16 protein-coding genes are annotated in these 18,217 nt (G+C 60.1%); 7 read left to right on the top strand and 9 right to left on the bottom strand.

Annotated elements, in window-relative coordinates; all coding sequences use genetic code 11:
- Nucleotides 1-70: 70 nt before the first annotated feature.
- Together HZB49_RS17250 and HZB49_RS17245 are read right to left on the bottom strand one after the other, a co-directional pair.
- Nucleotides 71-1,105, bottom strand: coding sequence for a carboxypeptidase-like regulatory domain-containing protein (locus HZB49_RS17250; RefSeq protein WP_291613468.1), 1,035 nt, complete (start codon nt 1,103-1,105; stop codon nt 71-73).
- Nucleotides 1,106-1,116: 11 nt separating this feature from the next.
- Nucleotides 1,117-4,347 carry an IPT/TIG domain-containing protein gene (locus HZB49_RS17245; protein WP_291613466.1) on the bottom strand — a complete coding sequence of 1,077 codons (3,231 nt, stop codon included), beginning with the start codon at nt 4,345-4,347 and terminating at the stop codon, nt 1,117-1,119.
- 792 nt (nt 4,348-5,139) lie between these two features.
- On the opposite strand from HZB49_RS17245, the gene HZB49_RS17240 reads away from it, so the two are divergent.
- The 7 genes from HZB49_RS17240 to HZB49_RS17210 all read left to right on the top strand — a co-directional run bounded on the left by HZB49_RS17240 (nt 5,140) and on the right by HZB49_RS17210 (nt 12,564).
- Nucleotides 5,140-6,027 carry a type II secretion system protein GspL gene (locus tag HZB49_RS17240; protein WP_291613464.1) on the top strand — a complete coding sequence of 296 codons (888 nt, stop codon included), beginning with the start codon at nt 5,140-5,142 and terminating at the stop codon, nt 6,025-6,027.
- Nucleotides 6,024-6,611, top strand: coding sequence for a type II secretion system protein GspM (gene gspM / locus HZB49_RS17235; RefSeq protein WP_291613462.1), 588 nt, complete (start codon nt 6,024-6,026; stop codon nt 6,609-6,611). Before HZB49_RS17240 ends, gspM begins: the two co-directional genes overlap by 4 nt.
- An 827-nt stretch (nt 6,612-7,438) precedes the next feature.
- Complete coding sequence (gene gspD / locus HZB49_RS17230; protein WP_291613460.1) at nt 7,439-9,379, top strand: type II secretion system secretin GspD; 1,941 nt, start codon at nt 7,439-7,441, stop codon at nt 9,377-9,379.
- Nucleotides 9,360-10,205 carry a type II secretion system protein GspK gene (locus HZB49_RS17225; RefSeq protein WP_291613457.1) on the top strand — a complete coding sequence of 282 codons (846 nt, stop codon included), beginning with the start codon at nt 9,360-9,362 and terminating at the stop codon, nt 10,203-10,205. Before gspD ends, HZB49_RS17225 begins: the two co-directional genes overlap by 20 nt.
- Nucleotides 10,196-11,284 carry a cytochrome c peroxidase gene (locus HZB49_RS17220; protein ID WP_365858244.1) on the top strand — a complete coding sequence of 363 codons (1,089 nt, stop codon included), beginning with the start codon at nt 10,196-10,198 and terminating at the stop codon, nt 11,282-11,284. Before HZB49_RS17225 ends, HZB49_RS17220 begins: the two co-directional genes overlap by 10 nt.
- Nucleotides 11,265-11,756 carry a type II secretion system major pseudopilin GspG gene (gspG, locus tag HZB49_RS17215; protein WP_291613453.1) on the top strand — a complete coding sequence of 164 codons (492 nt, stop codon included), beginning with the start codon at nt 11,265-11,267 and terminating at the stop codon, nt 11,754-11,756. Before HZB49_RS17220 ends, gspG begins: the two co-directional genes overlap by 20 nt.
- Before the next feature lie 37 nt (nt 11,757-11,793).
- Entirely contained in the window at nt 11,794-12,564 is a 771-nt protein-coding gene (locus tag HZB49_RS17210; protein WP_291613451.1) for an A24 family peptidase, read from the top strand.
- A gap of 37 nt (nt 12,565-12,601) precedes the next feature.
- Here the strand turns inward: HZB49_RS17210 and HZB49_RS17205 are convergent, their stop codons facing one another.
- From HZB49_RS17205 to HZB49_RS17175, 7 genes are all read right to left on the bottom strand, one after another.
- Nucleotides 12,602-13,252: a prepilin-type N-terminal cleavage/methylation domain-containing protein gene (locus tag HZB49_RS17205; protein ID WP_291613449.1), complete on the bottom strand. Its 651-nt coding sequence runs from the start codon at nt 13,250-13,252 to the stop codon at nt 12,602-12,604.
- Nucleotides 13,249-13,647 carry a prepilin-type N-terminal cleavage/methylation domain-containing protein gene (locus HZB49_RS17200; RefSeq protein ID WP_291613447.1) on the bottom strand — a complete coding sequence of 133 codons (399 nt, stop codon included), beginning with the start codon at nt 13,645-13,647 and terminating at the stop codon, nt 13,249-13,251. The genes HZB49_RS17205 and HZB49_RS17200 overlap by 4 nt, the downstream gene beginning before the upstream one ends.
- A complete protein-coding gene (locus HZB49_RS17195; protein ID WP_291613444.1) occupies nt 13,640-14,095 on the bottom strand; it encodes a GspH/FimT family pseudopilin in 456 nt (151 codons plus the stop codon). Before HZB49_RS17195 ends, HZB49_RS17200 begins: the two co-directional genes overlap by 8 nt.
- Before the next feature lie 2 nt (nt 14,096-14,097).
- Entirely contained in the window at nt 14,098-15,321 is a 1,224-nt protein-coding gene (locus HZB49_RS17190) for a type II secretion system F family protein (protein ID WP_291613442.1), read from the bottom strand.
- Nucleotides 15,322-15,351: 30 nt separating this feature from the next.
- Nucleotides 15,352-17,061, bottom strand: a complete 1,710-nt coding sequence (locus HZB49_RS17185; protein ID WP_291613440.1) for an ATPase, T2SS/T4P/T4SS family — start codon at nt 17,059-17,061, stop codon at nt 15,352-15,354.
- Nucleotides 17,062-17,619: 558 nt separating this feature from the next.
- Nucleotides 17,620-17,877, bottom strand: coding sequence for a conjugal transfer protein TraD (locus HZB49_RS17180; RefSeq protein WP_291613437.1), 258 nt, complete (start codon nt 17,875-17,877; stop codon nt 17,620-17,622).
- Nucleotide 17,878: 1 nt separating this feature from the next.
- Nucleotides 17,879-18,205 carry a conjugal transfer protein TraD gene (locus HZB49_RS17175; RefSeq protein ID WP_291613436.1) on the bottom strand — a complete coding sequence of 109 codons (327 nt, stop codon included), beginning with the start codon at nt 18,203-18,205 and terminating at the stop codon, nt 17,879-17,881.
- Between the last annotated feature and the right edge of the window lie 12 nt (nt 18,206-18,217).

Here is an 18,217-nt window from a genome sequence, read left to right as displayed (position 1 = left end):
AACGAACTTGCGCGGCGCAAGATCAGGGGACGCCATGTTTGCCTAGTCGTTCCGCTCATGTTTCCACTGCTCATGGCTTCCTCACTGCACTACCCGGAACAACCGACGGTGCGGGATCAGACTGCACGCCTCGCCGCCTATGCTCAGGCCGCTCGATCGGCGGCTGCCGTGTCGCTTTCCCGGGCTCACACTCCGCACTGCCGAAGTCGGTGATCACGACGCCGGGATCAGGCACCACCTGGCGCCCATCGGCGCTCACCGATCCCATGCCGTAGGGAGCCCAGCCGTTTCCGTCGGGCTCGTAGCGCCACAACACGGCCCGCGCCTTCGGAAGCTCCCGCAAGAAATTTGGAAACACCATGGTGGCCGTGCCGACGCCGCCCTTGGCGTCATAGAGGCAGGCCGCCCCGGGGTGAATCAGCGGTACCATGGGAACTTCGAGCTTTTCAGGCAGAGGCGCCGGCAACCGGTTCGATGGAACGGCGGTGATACCAACGCGCCTGACCACCTTGCCGTCGACATCGCGGATCACCACGCCGGCGGGGATGCGAAGCTCAAAGTCCGGAAACGCCGGCGTGCGAACCACCACCTCGGAGCGCGTCGGGGATTCGATCACCACGTCATGCGTATGATTGATCCGCGTCAACCAGTTGCGGAAAGGCAGCACCGTGGTTTGTCCCGGGGCCGCCTCCACGCTCACCTCGTGGAAGCCGTAATCCACGTCGCGTTTCGCGCCCGCCCTGCGGCCGTCGATCTGCAGCACCGTCTTGCCCGGGATTACATAGGGCAGCAGGAAGCGCCCGGCATTGTCCGTCACCGTGTGCGAGGCGCCGACGCTCAGCTCCACGCCCGCAAGCCCCTGCCCCGTGACGTCCATGACCTGGCCCGACAGCGATGTCACGCCCTCTGCGCCCTGAAGCGGCCGGTCCGGCAGATTGTCCGGGTGTGGCGTGGCGGCCGTCAGCAGCCCGGCCGCGCACACCAGCCCCACCGCGCGAAACACAGGGCCGGCCCACTGCGCGGACAAGGCAACACCCATCCGGCCCCACATCGAACTCGTCCACGCCGTGTTCATTCGAGGGCTGTTTTTCCAGACACGATTCATCCAGCTCTCCCTCATGGCGTGCTTACCCCGGCGCTGAAGGTACCGATCGCAACATCGGTTGGGTCGACGACGACCGTGTAGGTCCCGGTCTGCGACAGGCTCAGCGAGCCGCTCGAGTAACTTGCGCTGCAGCTCTGGTCGCCGCGCACCGTCGAGCCATTGGGGGCCAGCGTCGTGATCTTGTAGCAAGCAGAGGACGGCGTCGCGCTCACCCTGCCAGCCGCAACGGTGACGCTTTGTCCTGACGTGCCCGCAAAGCTCACCCGGATCGCCTGGCCAGGCACCGTCGTCGTGTAGTTCGCCGCCGCCTGCCCCACGGTCGTCGTACCCGTTACATCAGGCGGAACGTCGTAGAGCGTGAACGTCGCGGTGCCGATGGCCGTCCCGGCCGGGTTGTACTGGATCGTGTAGGTCCCGGCGACCGGAAGAGTCTGGACGTCGGAGAAACGCGGGCTCGTGGTGAGACACGTATCCGAGTAGACGACCGTCGTGCCGTTCGGCTGCACAATTTTCAGGGTTATTCCGCAGCCATTCAGCGCAGCATCACTCTGCGACAGCAGGCTTACCCTTTGCCCGGCCGCGCCCGTAAACGCCAGGCTCATGTTCTGGCCAGCCACCGTCGTCGTCACCGAGACAGTTCCGCCACCGGGAGTGATCGTTGCGCTCACGTCTGCCGGCACCTCGGTCAGCGTGAACGTGGCGGTGCCGACAGCCGCGCCTGCCGGGCTGTACTGAATCGTGTAGGTCCCGGCCACCGGAAGAATCAGGACATCGGAGAAACGCGGGCTCGTGGTGAGACACGAGTCCGAGTACACCACCGTCGTGCCGTTGGGCTGCAGAATTTTCAGGGTAATTCCGCAGCTGTTCAGCGCAGCATCACTCTGCGAGAGCATGCTGATCCTTTGCCCGGCCGCGCCCGTGAAGGTCAGGCTCATGTTCTGACCACCCACGGTCGTGGTCAACGAAACAGCGCCGCCGCCGATAGTGATCGTTCCTGTCACGTCAGGCGGCACGGTATTCAGGGTGAACGTCGCGGTGCCGATGGCTATCAGAGCCGGATTGTACTGAATCGTGTAGGTTCCGGTCACCGGAAGAACCAGGACATCGGAGAAGCGCGGACTCGTGGTGAGACACGTATCCGAGTAGAGCGTCGTGGTGCCATCAGGCTGCAGAATTTTCATGACGATTCCGCAGCTGTTCAGCCCGCTACTGCCCTGCGTCGTCAGGCTGATCCTTTGCCCGGCCGTGCCCGAGAACGTCAGGCTCATGTTCTGACCCGGCACCGTCGTCGTCAGCGACACCGGTGTGGCATTCGCAGCGATCGTCGCGGTCGGATCGGGTGGGACCGTGTACAACGTTAACGTGGCGGTACCGACGTTGGTGCCGGCAAAGCCAACCAGGATCGTATAGGTCCCTCCCACCGGCAGCACGAGCGGCTCGACGAACAGGGGACCATTGCCGCAGCCGGTATTGCCGAAGAGCTGCGTTATACCGTCGGGTTGCAGGATCGCCAGACCGAACGAGGAGCAGCCACCCAGGCCGCTGAATTGCGCGTACAACGAGATGCGCTGACCTGCCGTGCCGCTGAAGGTCAGACTCATGTTCTGACCCGGCACTGTCGTCGTTAGCGAAACGGGCGTCCCGTTCGCCGCTATCGTCGCAGTCAAATCGGGTGGGACCGTGTATAGGGTGAACGTACCCGTGCCGACGGCACTTCCGACGAGGCTCGCCATGATCTTATAGGTACCGCCGACAGGCAACAGCAACGGCCCGGTAAACAGGGGTCCATTGCCACACCCAGTGCTGTTAAAGAGCTTCGTCACGCCATCGGGCTGCAGAATCGTGACCCCGAACGAGGGGCAACCACCAAGCCCCGTGAATTGCGCGAGCAGATCAACGCGCTGGCCTGCAGTGCCGCTGAAGGTCAGGCTCATGTTCTGGCCTGCCAGCGTCGTAGTTAGCGATACCGGTGTCGCATTCGCCGCTATCGTTCCGGTTACATCAGGCGGGACCGTGTTCAAGCTGACCGTAGCGGAGCCGGTCTGTCCGCTCCCCGGCGCGAGCAGAACCGCGTAGGTCCCGCTGAGAGTCAAAAGCTGTCTCCCGATGGCCGTGCCGGCCGACACGGTGGATGCCGACGCGACCGTAGAACCGTCCGGACCGTATAGCGTGACCGTCCCGCTGCTGAACGAGGAAGCAGTAACCGTCATCGACATTTGCTGGCCGGCGGTCGCGTCGAACAGGATCAGGCCGATCTTGCCGGCGCTTGCGATCGAAACGGTCCCGGAGCTTCCGATCGACGAGTTGACAGTGGAACCCACCGCGCTGGCGAGATAAGGCAGCGGCGGAACCACAAGGTAACTGCTGGAGGTCGCCGTTCCATCTTTCGTCGTGACAGTCACGTTGCCCGACGAGACGGCGGGCACTACCGCGGTCAGCGTAGAGCTGGTCGCAGCAGTCAACCTAGCAAAGCGTCCATTGACTCGCACCTTGTTGTTGGCAGGCACGGGATCAAAACCGCTGCCGGAGATCGTGACCGTCGCGCCCTGATCGGCCTGCGAAGGAGATACCCCGCTGATCGACACCGGGTTGATCGGTGTCACCGTGAAGGTTGCGCTGGATAGCGCCGTGCCGGCAGGTGAAGTGACCGAAACCGCCCCGCTCGCGGCTCCCGACGGCACAGTGACCGTAATTTGCGTGGCGCTTACTGCGGTCGGCGTCGCGGCCTGGCCGTTGAAGCTCACGGTCGTGTCTGCGGTCGTACCGAAGCCCGTACCGGAGATGGTGACGACGTCACCTGGATGGCCGCGACTGGGCGACACCTGCGCCACGAAGAGATCGGTGATCGGCCTGCGTACCACCGAAAGGATGTTACCCACCGCATCGTAATTATACTGCGCGCTGCCATTGGCGGGATCCACCACGCCAGTGAGGCGTCCGGCTGGATCATAGAAATACTGCGCGTTATCGGCACGGCCGGGACAACAAGCCCCAAAGAACATGACGATCGCCGGAAGAGCGAAGGCGAACGCCCGAAATCTCGTGGTTCGCGATCTGGATGTGACCCGCTTGATGACATTGGCCGAGAGAGCGAGCAGACTGGACGCGAAACGCCAGCAAACAACCAAGCACATCATGCGGCACCACCACGCGCTCAGTGCAGCCCTTCGAGTCAAAACCCGTCGGAGAAGCAACTCAACGACCCAAGGAGAGAGATCTCTCTCCACATTCACATCGCTCATCACTCAGGCATAGAATCACCTTAGGTTGCAAGATGAAAATTTTTTCGAACGAATTACTGGCGCTCGAAAATTCCGGCTCACTATCAGTGGTCGTACCGCTTGGATGGCGATATTGATCGAAGCTAACTCTCTGACGGGATTGCGCTGTAAGCCGGTTCCATCGAACTCGCCTCGCAGGCGGCGCGCTTAACGAAAAGCACCGGCGCGAAAGCAACACCTTTTCAAGAATTCGCGGAATGAACCGACATCTCTAAGAAATGTCGCAAGCGCCCGCCGCTCGTGGCGACAACAGCATTGCAGCAGAATGTCCCTATTTTTCCGGAACAACTCGCTCATCTAAAACAGCGCACCGGCTTGCCGCTCAGCAACTAGGCTCTCAGATTGACTGGAGCGCGCTCCGCCAACTCCAACAAGCAGAGAGCCTGGCTCTAGTTATCCACAGTTAGTTTGTCTGCCTCGCGTGCGCGACAACATCATGAACTGAAGCCGCATCAATATCCGCGAAAACCAAAATTCGACTCAATCAAACCGAGCATTTCATATTTCGAACACAGATGCCTTTGACAAAGAGGGAAATTGATCTCACTACTTAAGGGAGCATCCCGGCTGAGCACGGGTACAATGAAACAAGTCGTAGAATTTGTGCGATCTGATACTGTAAGTCGCGCTTGCGAGTTCGGTGGCACCCTTGTGCGTTGGTGGATCAACGAGCTCATACTTTCAGTGCCGTCCTCGATCCGAAGCAAGCTAGTGCCCCGACGCGACGAATTCCTGGTTCGCGTCCAAAGCGATATGATCGAGGTTGGGATCGCGCGAAGCTCGGGCGAAGTTTCCTGGAGCTCATTGGATGAGGCGCAAGCCCAACACCCAAAACTTGGATCGGCCGTTCTTCTGCTGCCCGCGCAATCGGTCCTGCGTCGAAAATTGAACCTGCCTGTTGCGGCCGCAGCAAGTCTTGACGAGACCGCATCTTTTCAGATCGGCCGTGTCACGCCGTTCAAGCTCGATCAGGTCCACTATCTCACTCGATTACTTGGTCGAGATCGCGCGAAGAAGACCATATGCGCCGAAGTTGCCGTGGTGCAGCGGGCTCAGTTCGAGCGTACGATGGCGAAATTGGAAGCCCATGGAATTGGGCCGACGGCGATTCTGGTCGAGGGCGACGTGCTTCGACCACGTCTGGATTTTCGGCCACGTTATGGCCCAGCAGCCAAGTCGGCGGGTAAGCCGGCCTGGAAGCCATTGCTGGTCGGTTGCCTTGCGTTGGGATTTGCACTGCCTCTACTTGCCGTCTACCGGATACACACTATCGCGGAAACATCGCGGGCCGACGTCGTGGCCGCGGCCAAAGTTGCGCGGAGCGCGGCCGCAGCTCGCGATCAGCTGGAAACTCTGGTCTCCACGGAAACATTCTTGCCCAATCGATTGCGCGGCCCGCAGGCAATCGAGATGCTCGACGCGCTTACCCAGCAGATTCCCGATACTGCATGGATATTTCGACTTGAAGTTCGCGCCAACGAGGCGACCGTGTCGGGGTTCTCCACCGACGTTCCGGCGCTGCTGCAACGTCTTGGAACGCCACCCTTTGCTGCGCCAGAACTTACCTCGCCGGTTGTCCAGGGACGCACCGGCGGCTCGTCGCGCTTCGACTTGCGGGTACAGTACAGGGTTGGCTCATGACGCTGTCGCCGCTGACCAGACGGATCATAGCTTGGGGAATCCTGGCAAATCTATGCTGGGCAGCAGGCATGTTTGTCGTCTTTCCTTTGCTCAACCAGGTTGCGAGCGAGCGTGAAGCCATAGTGAGCTCGCGGGAAATGCTCGCGAGGTATCGCCAGCTCGAAGCCGACACGCCGAGGATCAAGGCACAAATTGAGGAACTCCGTGGTGCGGCGGGGAACCAACGCTACTACTTCATTTCGGCTTCCTCGGCTCTCGCCACCGCAGAGATGCAGAATACGATACGAGGCCTGGTCTCTGCCAGCGGCGCCGTGCTGCGCAGCAGCAAGGGTTTGCAGGCGAGCGTCGAGCAAGGGTTTGACCGCGTCGGCATTGACCTCGAGGTGACGGCCTCTACGGCAGAACTGGTCGCTTTGTTGCGAGCGATAGCGGGTGCCGAGCCTATTGTGTTGGTCGACCGACTGTTCGCGCAGGTACCGGAAACCGGCACCACCTCGGCCGCAGTCGATGGCCAACCTGCCATCGCGGTCACGTTACGTCTCGTCTCCTACGCAAGGCGCGCACAGATCGGCTCCAAGACATGAACAGCACGTTCACGCGCAACGCTCGCATAGTACTAGCGGCTGGCTTTGGGCTCGCATCGGCAGCCGTGGTTTGGACTGTCACGGCCGAGGAGGATACATCGGCAACGTCGCTAGCGCCCCGTGCACCTGCGACCCCAATTTCGACGACGCCTCCGAAAAAGCTTGCCTCAAACTTCGAGGCGATAGTTGCGCGTCCTCTCTTCCTGGAGACGAGACGGCCTATTCCGCCCAAGCCGGCACCAGCAGTCTCTTCAAGCCAACCCGAAGCCATTGCGACACCGCCGCTGGCGGCGACCCTCCTCGGGGTTATCGTCTCGCCCAATGTCAAGTCCGCAGTCGTGCGGCTGGCCAGCGGCAAGAGCGTTACTGTCGCTGAAGGCGAAACAATCGAAGGATGGAAACTGAAAAGGGTCACGCCTGAATCGGTTCGATTCGAGCGAAACACCGCTGTTGCCGAACTGACCTTCCCAGTCCGCCAGGCTTCAAGTGGTCGAGCAAGCCCCGCTTCGGTGCCGGGCGCACTCGTGCGCAGAAGGCAGTAGAAGCTCATGAGCAATTATAAGCCTGATCACACCGTCAAAACGATGTTAGGCGGTCTTCTGTGCGTACTTGCTCTCACCTCCTGCCAGACGTTTGGACCGAGCATCCCTCCCCAGTCCCTGGACGACATCAATTCTCTGCCGGGATCGCCGGCGCTTCGATCACAAGCGAGCGTTGCGCCAAGACATGGAACGAAACTCGTATCCGGCGACGTAACCTCTGGCCTCAGTCCGGCTGGCGACGCTGCGTCGCCTATCCTTGTACGCGGGACCGACAATCCCATCGCCATGCCGGCCGAAGCGCGGAACGCTGCAGCCAGGAATGGCGAGTACGTTCTTAATTTTGACAACGTCGATATTCGAGATGTCCTCAAGACCGTGCTGACCGATATGCTCGGCATGAGTTACACGGTGGATCCGGCTGTTCAGGGCTCGATCTCCCTGCGTACAGCAAGGCCGATAACACGTTCCGCTGTCCTGCCCGCGTTCGAAGAAGCCATGAAGCTTGCCGGCGCTGCGCTCGTACCGGGGGCAAACGGTTATCAGGTCGTGCCGCTCACGGGCGCGGCGCAACGCGGCGCTATAGGCCTCGGTGGGAGCGCCCTTGGACCTGGGTACCAGGTTCGGCTTGTTCCACTGCGGTACGTGACAGCCTCCGATGTGCAGCGTGTGCTCGATCCGCTGGTGCCTTCCGGGACGGTGATATCGGTCAACACACCGAACGCCAACCTGGTCACGCTGGCCGGTACTGCGGGTGACGTGGAGCGAGCCGAACGCGCGGTCGCCATGTTCGACGTCGATTGGCTGCGTAGCCAATCGTTCGGGCTGTTTCCACTGCGCTATTCATCGGCGACAAGCGTCGCCGATGGCCTCAATGGAATCGTGGGTAAGCAGGGCCCGATGGCCGGGATGGCGAAGATCACGCCAATAACCCATCTCAACGCGATCCTAGTCGTCTCCAAAGACTATGCGCAGGTCGAGGCGATGCGAGCTTGGGTAGATCGGTTCGATCGTGGGCGAAATGTCACCAAGCCTCGTCTATTCGTTTACTACGTACAGAATGGTCGTGCCCGCGATTTGGCGGGCGTGCTGACCAAGGCATTGTCTCAAGCGCGGGACGCGGGCAATTCACCGGCAGCATCATTTCCCGGCGACGACGGGACGGTTCAGCCGGACATGCCCGATCAGGGGGGCGCCTCCGGCCTGTTGAGTCAAAACACGTTTCCTTCGGGCGGCGGTTCTCCAGGCATCACTCCGGTTTCAAGTTCGACCACTTTTCCTGCAGCCGGGTCGAGGGCGCCGGAAGGCTCACCAAAGGAGACAGCCCTGGCATCAGGCGACCTGCGCATCACCGCTGATGAGACCAATAATGCGCTGTTGATCATGACCACGCCCGAGCGATACGCCCAGGTTGAGGCCGCGCTCGTCAGGCTTGATTCCGCTCCATTGCAAGTTCTGCTGGAGGCTTCGATCGCGGAGGTTGATCTCACAGACGGGCTGAAATACGGCGTGCAAGCATCGGTCAACAGAGGCGCGTTTTCTGCCCTGAGTTCAGTCGTCGCGGCCGCGGCGTTGGGACCCAGCACGGGCGGGCTGTCGGCAGCCCTTTTGCGCAACGATATCAAGGCCACGCTGGATTTTCTTTCCAACTATACCAATGTGCGCGTCATCTCGTCGCCCAAGCTCATGGTGCTGAACAATCGCACCGCTGCCCTTCAGGTTGGAGATCAGGTTCCGATCGCGACCTCCTCGTCGGTGAGCAACATCACGACGAATGCGCCCACCGTTAACACCATTCAGATGCATGACACCGGCATCATCCTTCGTGTCACCCCGCGCGCAAACCGGAATGGACGGGTGTTGATGGATATTGCGCAGGAAGTCAGCCAGAGCGTGCCCACCACGACTTCGACGCTCAACAGCCCGACCATCCAGCAGCGGCGCGTGTCCACCTCGGTCGTCGTCGAAGATGGTCAGACCGTGGCAATTGGGGGGTTGATACGAGACAACCGAACGTCTGATCGTACCGGCGTTCCCTGGCTAAAGGACATTCCAGCCGTAGGGGGGCTGTTCGGCATCAGTGACGAGAAAGTCGATCGAACGGAGCTTCTCGTCTTGATCAAGCCCTATGTCATCCGCAATGCGGCGGGAGCCGATGCGGCAACCAACGAATTGGCGACGAAACTACCGATGCTACAGGACAATTTCCGTGCTCGACGTCCGCACTAGCTCACGCGATAGAGGCTTCGCCCTTCTGATCGTTCTTTGGGCCTTGCTGCTGCTGTCTGTCTTGGGCAGCAGCTTCCTTGCGGAAGCACGTGCGGTTCGCACCGTCGCCAACACTGCAACAAATCAACTTGCAGCGCGGATGCTGGCCGATGGTGCCATTAACCGGATCATCTTGTCGCTGCTCGACCCGCGCGATCCGTTGCGGCTACCGCTTGATGGGACACTGCGTGAAATCGCACTTCTCAAGCATCAGTTCACGGTTAGTTGCCAAAGTGAGGCTGGCAAAGTGGACTTGAATACAGCTTCGCCTCAATTACTCATGTCGTTGTTAACGGCTGCCGGTCTATCGAGAGAGGAGGCCGATGCCTTGGCGCAGCAGATCTCAATCTGGCGCTCACCTCTTCGAAACAGTGCGGATGAGTCAGCGGTTAACATCTATCGAGATGCCGGCCGCTCCTACGGTCCGCGATTTGGCATGTTCCGCTCGGTTGGGGAATTGCGCCTCGTCATTGGCATGAACGACTCCCTGCAGGAGAGGATTGCACCCTTTCTTACTGTCTGGTCCAACGCAGGCGCTGTGGATCTGAGCGTGGCAGGCGATGATCTTCTTGAACTACTCGCAGCGCAGAACGACAACCTTGCTTCTATGCAATTGGCGGCACGCAAGAAGGGCAACTCAGCTGGAGCAACTCGTACTGCAGCTCTGGGCGAGGTTCTAACGGTAACGGCCGTAGCCGAAACCTCGGGCGTAACCGTTACGCGAAAGGCGTCCATTCAGATCGCCGGCGACAGGAATCAACCGTATCGGGTGCTGGCGTGGCAATAAAGTCACTTCTCGTTGCTAGAATTCGCGGAGATTTCGGTCGACCCCGCATCAATCGCCTACGGAAGTTGGCACTATGTGTTCCGCTTGTGTTTGGTGGATTGGCTTTTGTGTCACAGGCCAGCCAACGCGACGTTCACCCAAGTGCGCCTGTAGACGCGTCTGGCGGGGGTCTTGTTAGACTCGGGGAGCAGCTATTCCGCTCAACGCTTCTTTCCCGCGATGGCTCGGTATCCTGCCAGACCTGCCATATTCCGGCCCTCGGCTTTTCCGGTGATCGTCCGGTCGCGATTGGAGTCGCTGGCTTCACAAGCAATCGTCGCGCCCCCTCTCTTCTGGGATTGAATCACGCAACAAAATTGATGTGGGACGGGAGAGCCACCGATCTCCGCACCCAGGTAGCCATCCCCCTGGAGTCACCGGAGATGGCGGTCAACTGGCCCACGGCGCTCTCTCAACTTGCAGTCGATCCAACTTTCAGAAAAACACTGCAAGAAGCCGGCTTCGTCGACATCGATCGAGATACTTGCCTGGATGCGCTGGCGGCCTATGTGGCGTCGCTTGAAGCAGGAGAATCCCGATTTGACCGGTACTATTATAGACATGACTCCCAGGCTCTCTCCCAACAGGAGGTCCTTGGCCTGAGGCTCTTCACACACAAGGCACGTTGCGCTGGCTGCCATCTACTGAACGGCCTGGGTACACCGTTAACAGACGACGGGTTTCACGCGATGGGCATCGGCTGCGATGCGAGCTCCTGCCTGGACCGCGGCCGTGCGGCGATCACCGGGAATCCTGCCGACAATGGCGCTTTCAAAACGCCGAGCCTTCGCGGCGTCGCGCTGCGACCTTATCTGATGCACGACGGAAGCATTACCTCGTTACGCGCGGCGATCGAGCGTTACAATCGTGGAATTAAGACGGATCCCCGCATGCGCGATGGCCGACTTGGTCCTCTTTATCTCGCAGACGTTGAAGTCGATGCGATCGTCGCGTTTCTCAATGCGTTGACGCCTGACGACTTGCGGCAAGATTCTACTGCTATCGACGGAGGAGATCCCCATGATCAACACGGCAATTGATCCGCAACCGCGCATCAAGCGTCGCGTAGACCGACATAACACAGCAAGAGCGCCTCAAAATTCAGATGCCGGGTTCACGCTACTGGAGCTCCTGGTCGTTGTAGCCATACTCGGTCTGCTCATCGGCTTGGTCGCACCGGTTGCTCTTCGTCAACTGGGCAGCGCTCGGACGTCGATCGCGCAGCAATCGATCGAGCGGCTCGGCTCCATTCTCGAGATGTACAAGCTCGATGTCGGAACGTTTCCTACGACAGACCAGGGGCTGCAAGCCCTCATCACTCGTCCAGCAGCGATCCCTAGATGGAACGGACCTTACATTAAGGGTGACGGCGTGCCGCTCGATGCCTGGGGACGATCTTATCTTTATCGCAGTCCGTCCCCCCGGACGGGACGCGAGTACGACCTCTGCTCGAAGGGCCCCAACGGGGACGCGGCAGAGAATGGTCCAGACATCATCTGTAACGCGTCCTGATCAAATCGATCTCCGCCTCCCACTAAGGAGCACCGTTTTGGGCCTCGAGTCCGAGCTCCCCGGCTGGCTCGTTCCGGTTTTGATGTCACCGCTTGCCGGCAGCTTCGTCGGCGTGCTCATAAGGCGGCTGCCGGAAGGGAGAAGCATCGTCTGGGCACGCTCGCAATGCGAGAGTTGCCGACGCGATCTATCGCCTCTCGAGCTTGTTCCCATTGCCAGTTACGCGGCACAGCGAGGCCGGTGCAATACCTGTGGCACGCCCATCCCGCCATTTCATATTGCGATCGAACTGGCGTCTATTCTGGTAGCAGGCTGGGCGGCTATTGTGGACCCCGATCCGATCCGGATCTGGATGTCCTGCTTGTTAGGCTGGGGACTGCTTGCGCTGGCTTGGATCGATGCTCGGCACATGCGGCTGCCCGATGCTATCACACTGTCGCTTTTGGTGATCGGCTTGTCTGCCCAGGCATTGCTGACGCCCGAACGATTGCCAGCCGGCGTGCTGGGCGCCGTTGCCGGATATGCAGGCTTTCGGGGAATCGCCCTCATGTATCGTGCGATCCGCAAACGCGACGGGCTTGGAGCGGGAGACGCAAAACTGCTTGCGGCGAGCGGAGCCTGGCTCGGTTGGACGGCGTTGCCCGACGTGATATTTCTGGCCGCGCTGCTCGCCATACTCTTTGTGGTGGTCAGGCGACTCGACGACAGAACGATCGATTCATTCACTGCCGTCCCATTCGGCCCGTTCCTCTGTACTGCTTCGTGGATCATCCATCTTTACGGACCACTCCTGTTCGTTTTGGCATAGTTTCTGCCACTGACTGGCGGAATACGGTTGACGCCGACTAGTCGGGGCATGCCAGGTCCGAATCTGGCATGGAACAAGGACCTGATGTCAGCAGCGGGGCCGCAATGATTTCTTCCGATCTCCCGCCCCAGGTCAATCGCACTCGCAAAAGCAACGGAAGCCCTGTCCGGTTCTGCCAGTCACTCCGCCAGCGATTCTCGCCGCCATCGCTACCCCGACCGAAATACGAGAACGTTCCCTCGGAAATACCTTCGATAACTTCCTCGGTCCCGTGCGGCGCGTAGCTTTTTCTCCCGGATGGGGATTCCCGATCGAGTTGCCACGATACACGAAATGTACCGTCGCCAGGCAGCGTCAGTGTATAGGCGACAATATCCGCTGCACCGAACCGTTGAGCCAAGGGCGCAAGGAATTCCATGCGATCGGACGTGCCGGCAAATCGCACGGTTCCGCGGGAAACGCCGCCGATCCGCTGCGGCACAATCTCCGAAAGAAGCTGACTTAGCATTCTGCCTGTCGCGAGCACCGCTTCATTGTTCGAGTTGTGATGGAAGACACGCTGCCAGCTTCCTGCCGCTGAGTTGAGACCCGCGGCGACCAGACCTCCCAGCAAACTGAGCAGTGCCAAAACAACCAGCAGCTCGACGAGAGTCATTCCGGCATCTCTCCGCTCCGGCGCCTGTGTCATTTCGGCTCGATTCCAATGACGAGGGTTTGCAGCCGGATCGCTTCCGTTTTGCCATCTGATTCCGTTACGGCAATCGTCGCAACGCGAGCGACCAATTGCGATGCAGGCTCGTTGGAATCGACAGGCTTGAAGGGCGTCAACTCAACCCTCCAATGTCGTCCATCCGGAAATTCGCCCCTCATTACCTCTTGATCGATCGGAATTGATCGGCCGAGCTGAACGACGAGACTATCCGCGGCCTGTGCGGCGCGCCAACTTCGTTCGGCAGAAGCGCTCGCCAGAAGGCTGCTTCCAAACGCGAAGTAGTACCCCGCCAGTCCGGCAATAAGAATGACGAGCCCGATCAGAACTTCAAGAAGAGTAAAGCCCCCTTCTCCCGCTCGATGGTCACTCATGCAGTCGTATCCTTCCATCCGGGCCGCCGACCGTCAGGCGAATGGTCGAGCTGCCTTGTCTGAGGAGCAAAGAACCGGCGGTCGCACTCCCATCAGGAAAGAACCGGATTTTTCCGCTGCCGTCAGAAACGAGGCGCGCAGGCGACGGCTCCACGACAAGGCCCATTCCCCTTGGCAGGTTTTGGCTGCGGCCCGTGGGCAACAACTGGTACCCGGTCTCGATTGGAACAACCGTCGTTATTGTTCCCTGGCGTATGGCCTGATCGCGCGCCAAGCGCAGATTCACAACAAGGGTGTGCGCTGTTTCACGCAATCGCGCTCCCTCATTCAATCGCAGTTTTGGCAACGCAACCATCGAGAGAACACCGAGGATCGCAAGCACCACTAGCAGTTCCAGCAGGGTGAACCCGACTGAAGCCTCCGTCCCGCGATCGATTTCCCTTGTCATCTTCAATGCAGCAAGTCGTTGATACCGAGAACCGCAAGCATGACGGACGCAATGATGGCTGCCACCATGCCGCCCAGACATATCGTCAATACCGGCACGAGAAGTGACACAGCACGGTTCAGCGTCGTTTGGACTTCAGCTTCCAGCAGATCTGCCAGACGCAGCAGCATTGCATCAAGCCGTCCCGTCGTTTCGCCGATTTGGATCATTTGCACGGCGAGATCGGGGAATATGTTGATTTGAGAAAGGGGACGGGCAAGGCTGTCTCCTTCTCTGACAGCCTTTATGACACCTTCGATAGCGTCTGCGACGACCCGATTTGCGAGCACAGGCCGTGCCAGCGGAAGGGCTGCCGGCAGCGCCACGCCACCCCCGACCAAGGTTCCGAGGACGCGAACGAACCGGCCCGCTTCGGCGCGACGGACGGCCAGCCCGACGACGGGCAGCCGCAGGAGCCAGGCGTCCCTTCGCACACGAAAGATCGGATTTTGCAGCAATCGATGGCTCAGCAGAGCCATGGCAAAAATAATGGCAAGACCCAACCACCAGAATTGTCTGACCAAGACACTCGCGGCGAATGCCAATCGCGTCAGCACCGGCAAACGGTTCCCTGCCTCGACGAAGACCGGTTGCAGCTGCGGTAGCACCACCAGCAAGATCAGCAATACCGCACCGATCGCCGTTGCCAGCAATACAGCAGGATAGATCAGGGCAGATTGGATGGATTGGCGCACCGACTCGGCGCGCGCGAGATGATCGGCCAGGCGCTCAAGGGTGGGTCCCAGCGCGCCACTGCTCTCGCCAGCTCGCACCATCGCGACGACGACCGGCGAAAAGATATCCGGTCGGTCGGACATGGAAGCGGAAAGGCTGGCACCTCCTCGGAGCTTCTGAAGCAGGCCAGCTGCGACATCCCTGAGGGGACCGCGGCCTTCCGAGCCGGAGAGCAGGGCCAAAGCGATTTCCAGCGCAACGCCGGCCTGAAGCAACAGGGCAAGGCGGCAAACGAGATCCGTCGCAAGCCTGGGTCCGCGGTGCCGCCCTTTTCCAATTTCCATCGACAGCAACGCCCGGACGCCTCTCGCAGGCTCGAACGCTTCAAGTGTCAGTGGAAGATGCCCCTGCGATTGCAGGCGTGCCGCTGCAGCCGCGCGATCGGGGGCTTCCATCTGCCCCCGCGCCACTGTCCCGTCGGGACCTACAGCTTTGTACTGAAATTGCGCCATTCAACAGTCCGGCCGAATCGTTCCCAACGCTTACGTTGCACGAGTTGCAGCAAGCACTTCGTCGACCGTCGTTAGTCCCAACAGGGCTTTCTCCATCCCATGATCGTGCATCGTGCGCATTCCTTGTTCGACAGCGAGACGACCAATCTCGGCCGCCGATGCGCGGCGCAAGACGAGTTCGCGAATGCCATCTGTCAAAGGCAGGACTTCGATGATCGTCGTGCGGCCTCGATAGCCACTCCCCCTGCACGACGGGCAGCCTTCGGCCTTGAACAAGGTCTTCATCTCCTTGCTGTGAATTCCCAGGCGCGACAAATAGCCGGCGCTCACGTCGTAGGGCCTCCGGCAGTCGGGGCACAATGTGCGAACCAAACGCTGCGCGAGCAGCGCATTGCACGTCGAAGCGATGAGGTAGTCTTCGACCCCCATGTCGAGCAGACGGGTTACGCCGGTCGCGGCATCGTTGGTATGCAAGGTGGACAAAACCAAATGCCCAGTCAGAGCGACTTGCACGGCTACTTGCGCCGTTTCGAGATCGCGTATCTCGCCGACCATGACCACATTGGGATTGTGGCGCAGAAACGAGCGCAGCGCACGTGCAAAGGTCAATCCGATCTGGGGCTGCACTTGAACCTGCTGGACACCGGCAAGCTGGTATTCGACCGGATCTTCAATTGTCATCAGCTTGCGATCGGATGTGTTGAGCCGCGAAAGCGCCGCATAAAGCGTTGTCGTCTTGCCGCTACCAGTTGGTCCGGTCACAAGGATCATGCCGTGCGGCGCGTCGAGCAAAGGCGTCAGGGCATCCATTGCCCCGCGATCGAATCCGAGGGCGTCAAAGCTAAGTTGCACTTGCGAGCGATCGAGGATCCGTATGACAACGCTTTCACCATGGGCCGTCGGCGTTGTTGCGACGCGGAAATCGATTTCGTGGCCGCGAACGGCATGGGCAATACGGCCGTCCTGCGGGAGGCGCCGTTCGGCAATATCAAGGCCGGCCATCAGTTTGACGCGGCTGACGACTGCATCCCTTACCCGCGCCGGAATTGGAGGTTCGAGCGGGCGCAATCGACCGTCAATGCGCAGGCGCACCGTCAGACCATCGGCCGTAGGTTCGAGGTGAAGGTCGGACCCTCTTTCATCGACCGCGCGTCCCAAGAGCGTATTGACCAATCGAATAACTGGCGCGTCGCTTGCCGCCTCTTTCAATCGATCGAGATCGGAAGTTCCCAAGCCAACCGTGATACGATCGGATCCCGAGCTGGCTTCCAATGTTTCGTCAGCCGCTTCTTGAGGTACCAACCGATCGAGGGCAGCTTCAATGTCGGTAGGCAAAGCAACGAAACGACGCACCGGCCGACCGACAAACAGCGCGACTGACTCGGCCGCGGAGTCGTCCGAGGGATTGGCCATCGCCAGTGCGATACCTCCGTCGGCTCCCTGAGCCAGCGGCAGCACCCGCGAGTGTCGCAGAAACTCCGGGCTTAATCCTTCAAGAGACTCTGGGCCCGAAGCCAGGGAGGCAGCATCGACTTGGGGCAAATCGAGCGCCTTGGAAAAAGCCGCGGCCATGTCATGCTCTGACACAAGTCCAAGTCGTGTGAGAGTGGCCGTAAGAGTTTCGCCGGAGTCAACGGCGAGCCGCCGCGCTCGCGCAAGAGCCTCTTGGCCGAGCAACCCCGCAGCAGTCAGGACCGAAATCGGATCATCGATTGCTTGCTGGGCATCGCTAAGCGCCATCGCACCCCGTACCGAACATAACGTGGCTTCTATTCCATTATCTTAAAGGAGCCAGCAACGCAACCACAGCTAGACGTTTTCCTCAGCCGCAACGCGGATCCGAGCATTTATCTGGATGGTATGAACCTATCCGTCGCATTACCCGATCGGATCAAGTCGATGTTCGCCATTTGGGAATGACAGGTCTGGCTTAGTCGCGCTCCGATAGGAGGATTCTGAAACAAATCGGCCAATCGCCGAACCACCAACTGGCCGGAACCTGTTTCCTAGAATCTGCCACAAGACAGTTCATCCGGTATCCGCTTCTGAGCTGATAAGCTTTTCGCTCTTTCCTCATCAGTCCGCTGACTGACTCCATTTGCACGAAAGTCCTATCAGTCGCAAAACTGACTCCGTTTCAGCATTTTTTCTTGAACGCGACCATTCCCAGCAGGCCAACCCGTCGATACGAGTTCCTACACATACCAGAAATTCTTGATTTGAATTCAAGCACCGACCGCTTGAATCGTTATTCGCTCCTGTCCGGCAGTCGCTTGGCCGGCATGTCATTGTCGCGCATCAACGTCGAGCTACTGGAAGGGTTTGCGCAGTATCCTTATGTGTTGCCGCGAACGCCTGTTTTCCCGTTGCCGACCACGCCTTGCGCGCCTGTTCGCCTTGATCGCCTTTGAGCTTTTCGGCCATCCAGAGCAGCGCGCCGAGGATGATGGCGCGGTCTCCGCCGGTCAGGTCCACGATCCCGGCTTTGACGACGAGCCCCCCGAGTTCGATGAGGTGCCGCGTCCGCTTGCGGCGCTCGATCTGCCACGAGCGCATGTCATGCCGCGCCCTTGCGGCCTGATGCCGGTTGCGCGCCGTCCGGTTGCACCGAAGCGCCGCTAGCGTTGCGGCCAGCTGCTGACGCATTTCGCCGCGGCCGTCCCTGAAAGAATGCTGCCCCTCGCTTCGCCCATGCCTCCCTCCTTCCGGCCTCTTTTGTCTCCGCAAGTACGATCAGCGCGCCCGCTAGTTCATCGGTGCTAAGCGCATCGGCCCCGGTAGCAATCACCAGCTCGCCGAGCTGCTGCACCTTGCGACCCTTGAGGTTACGCGCCTTGTCCCCAAGCGCCTTCAGTTCTGCATCAAAATCCCGTGGCTTGCGCATAATCGTCTCCAT

Origin of the sequence: Bradyrhizobium sp. (assembly GCF_016219575.1) — a bacterium.
Classification (GTDB): domain Bacteria; phylum Pseudomonadota; class Alphaproteobacteria; order Rhizobiales; family Xanthobacteraceae; genus Bradyrhizobium.
Note: the sequence above shows the minus strand (reverse complement) of the source record. Positions and strands in the feature narration are given on the sequence as shown.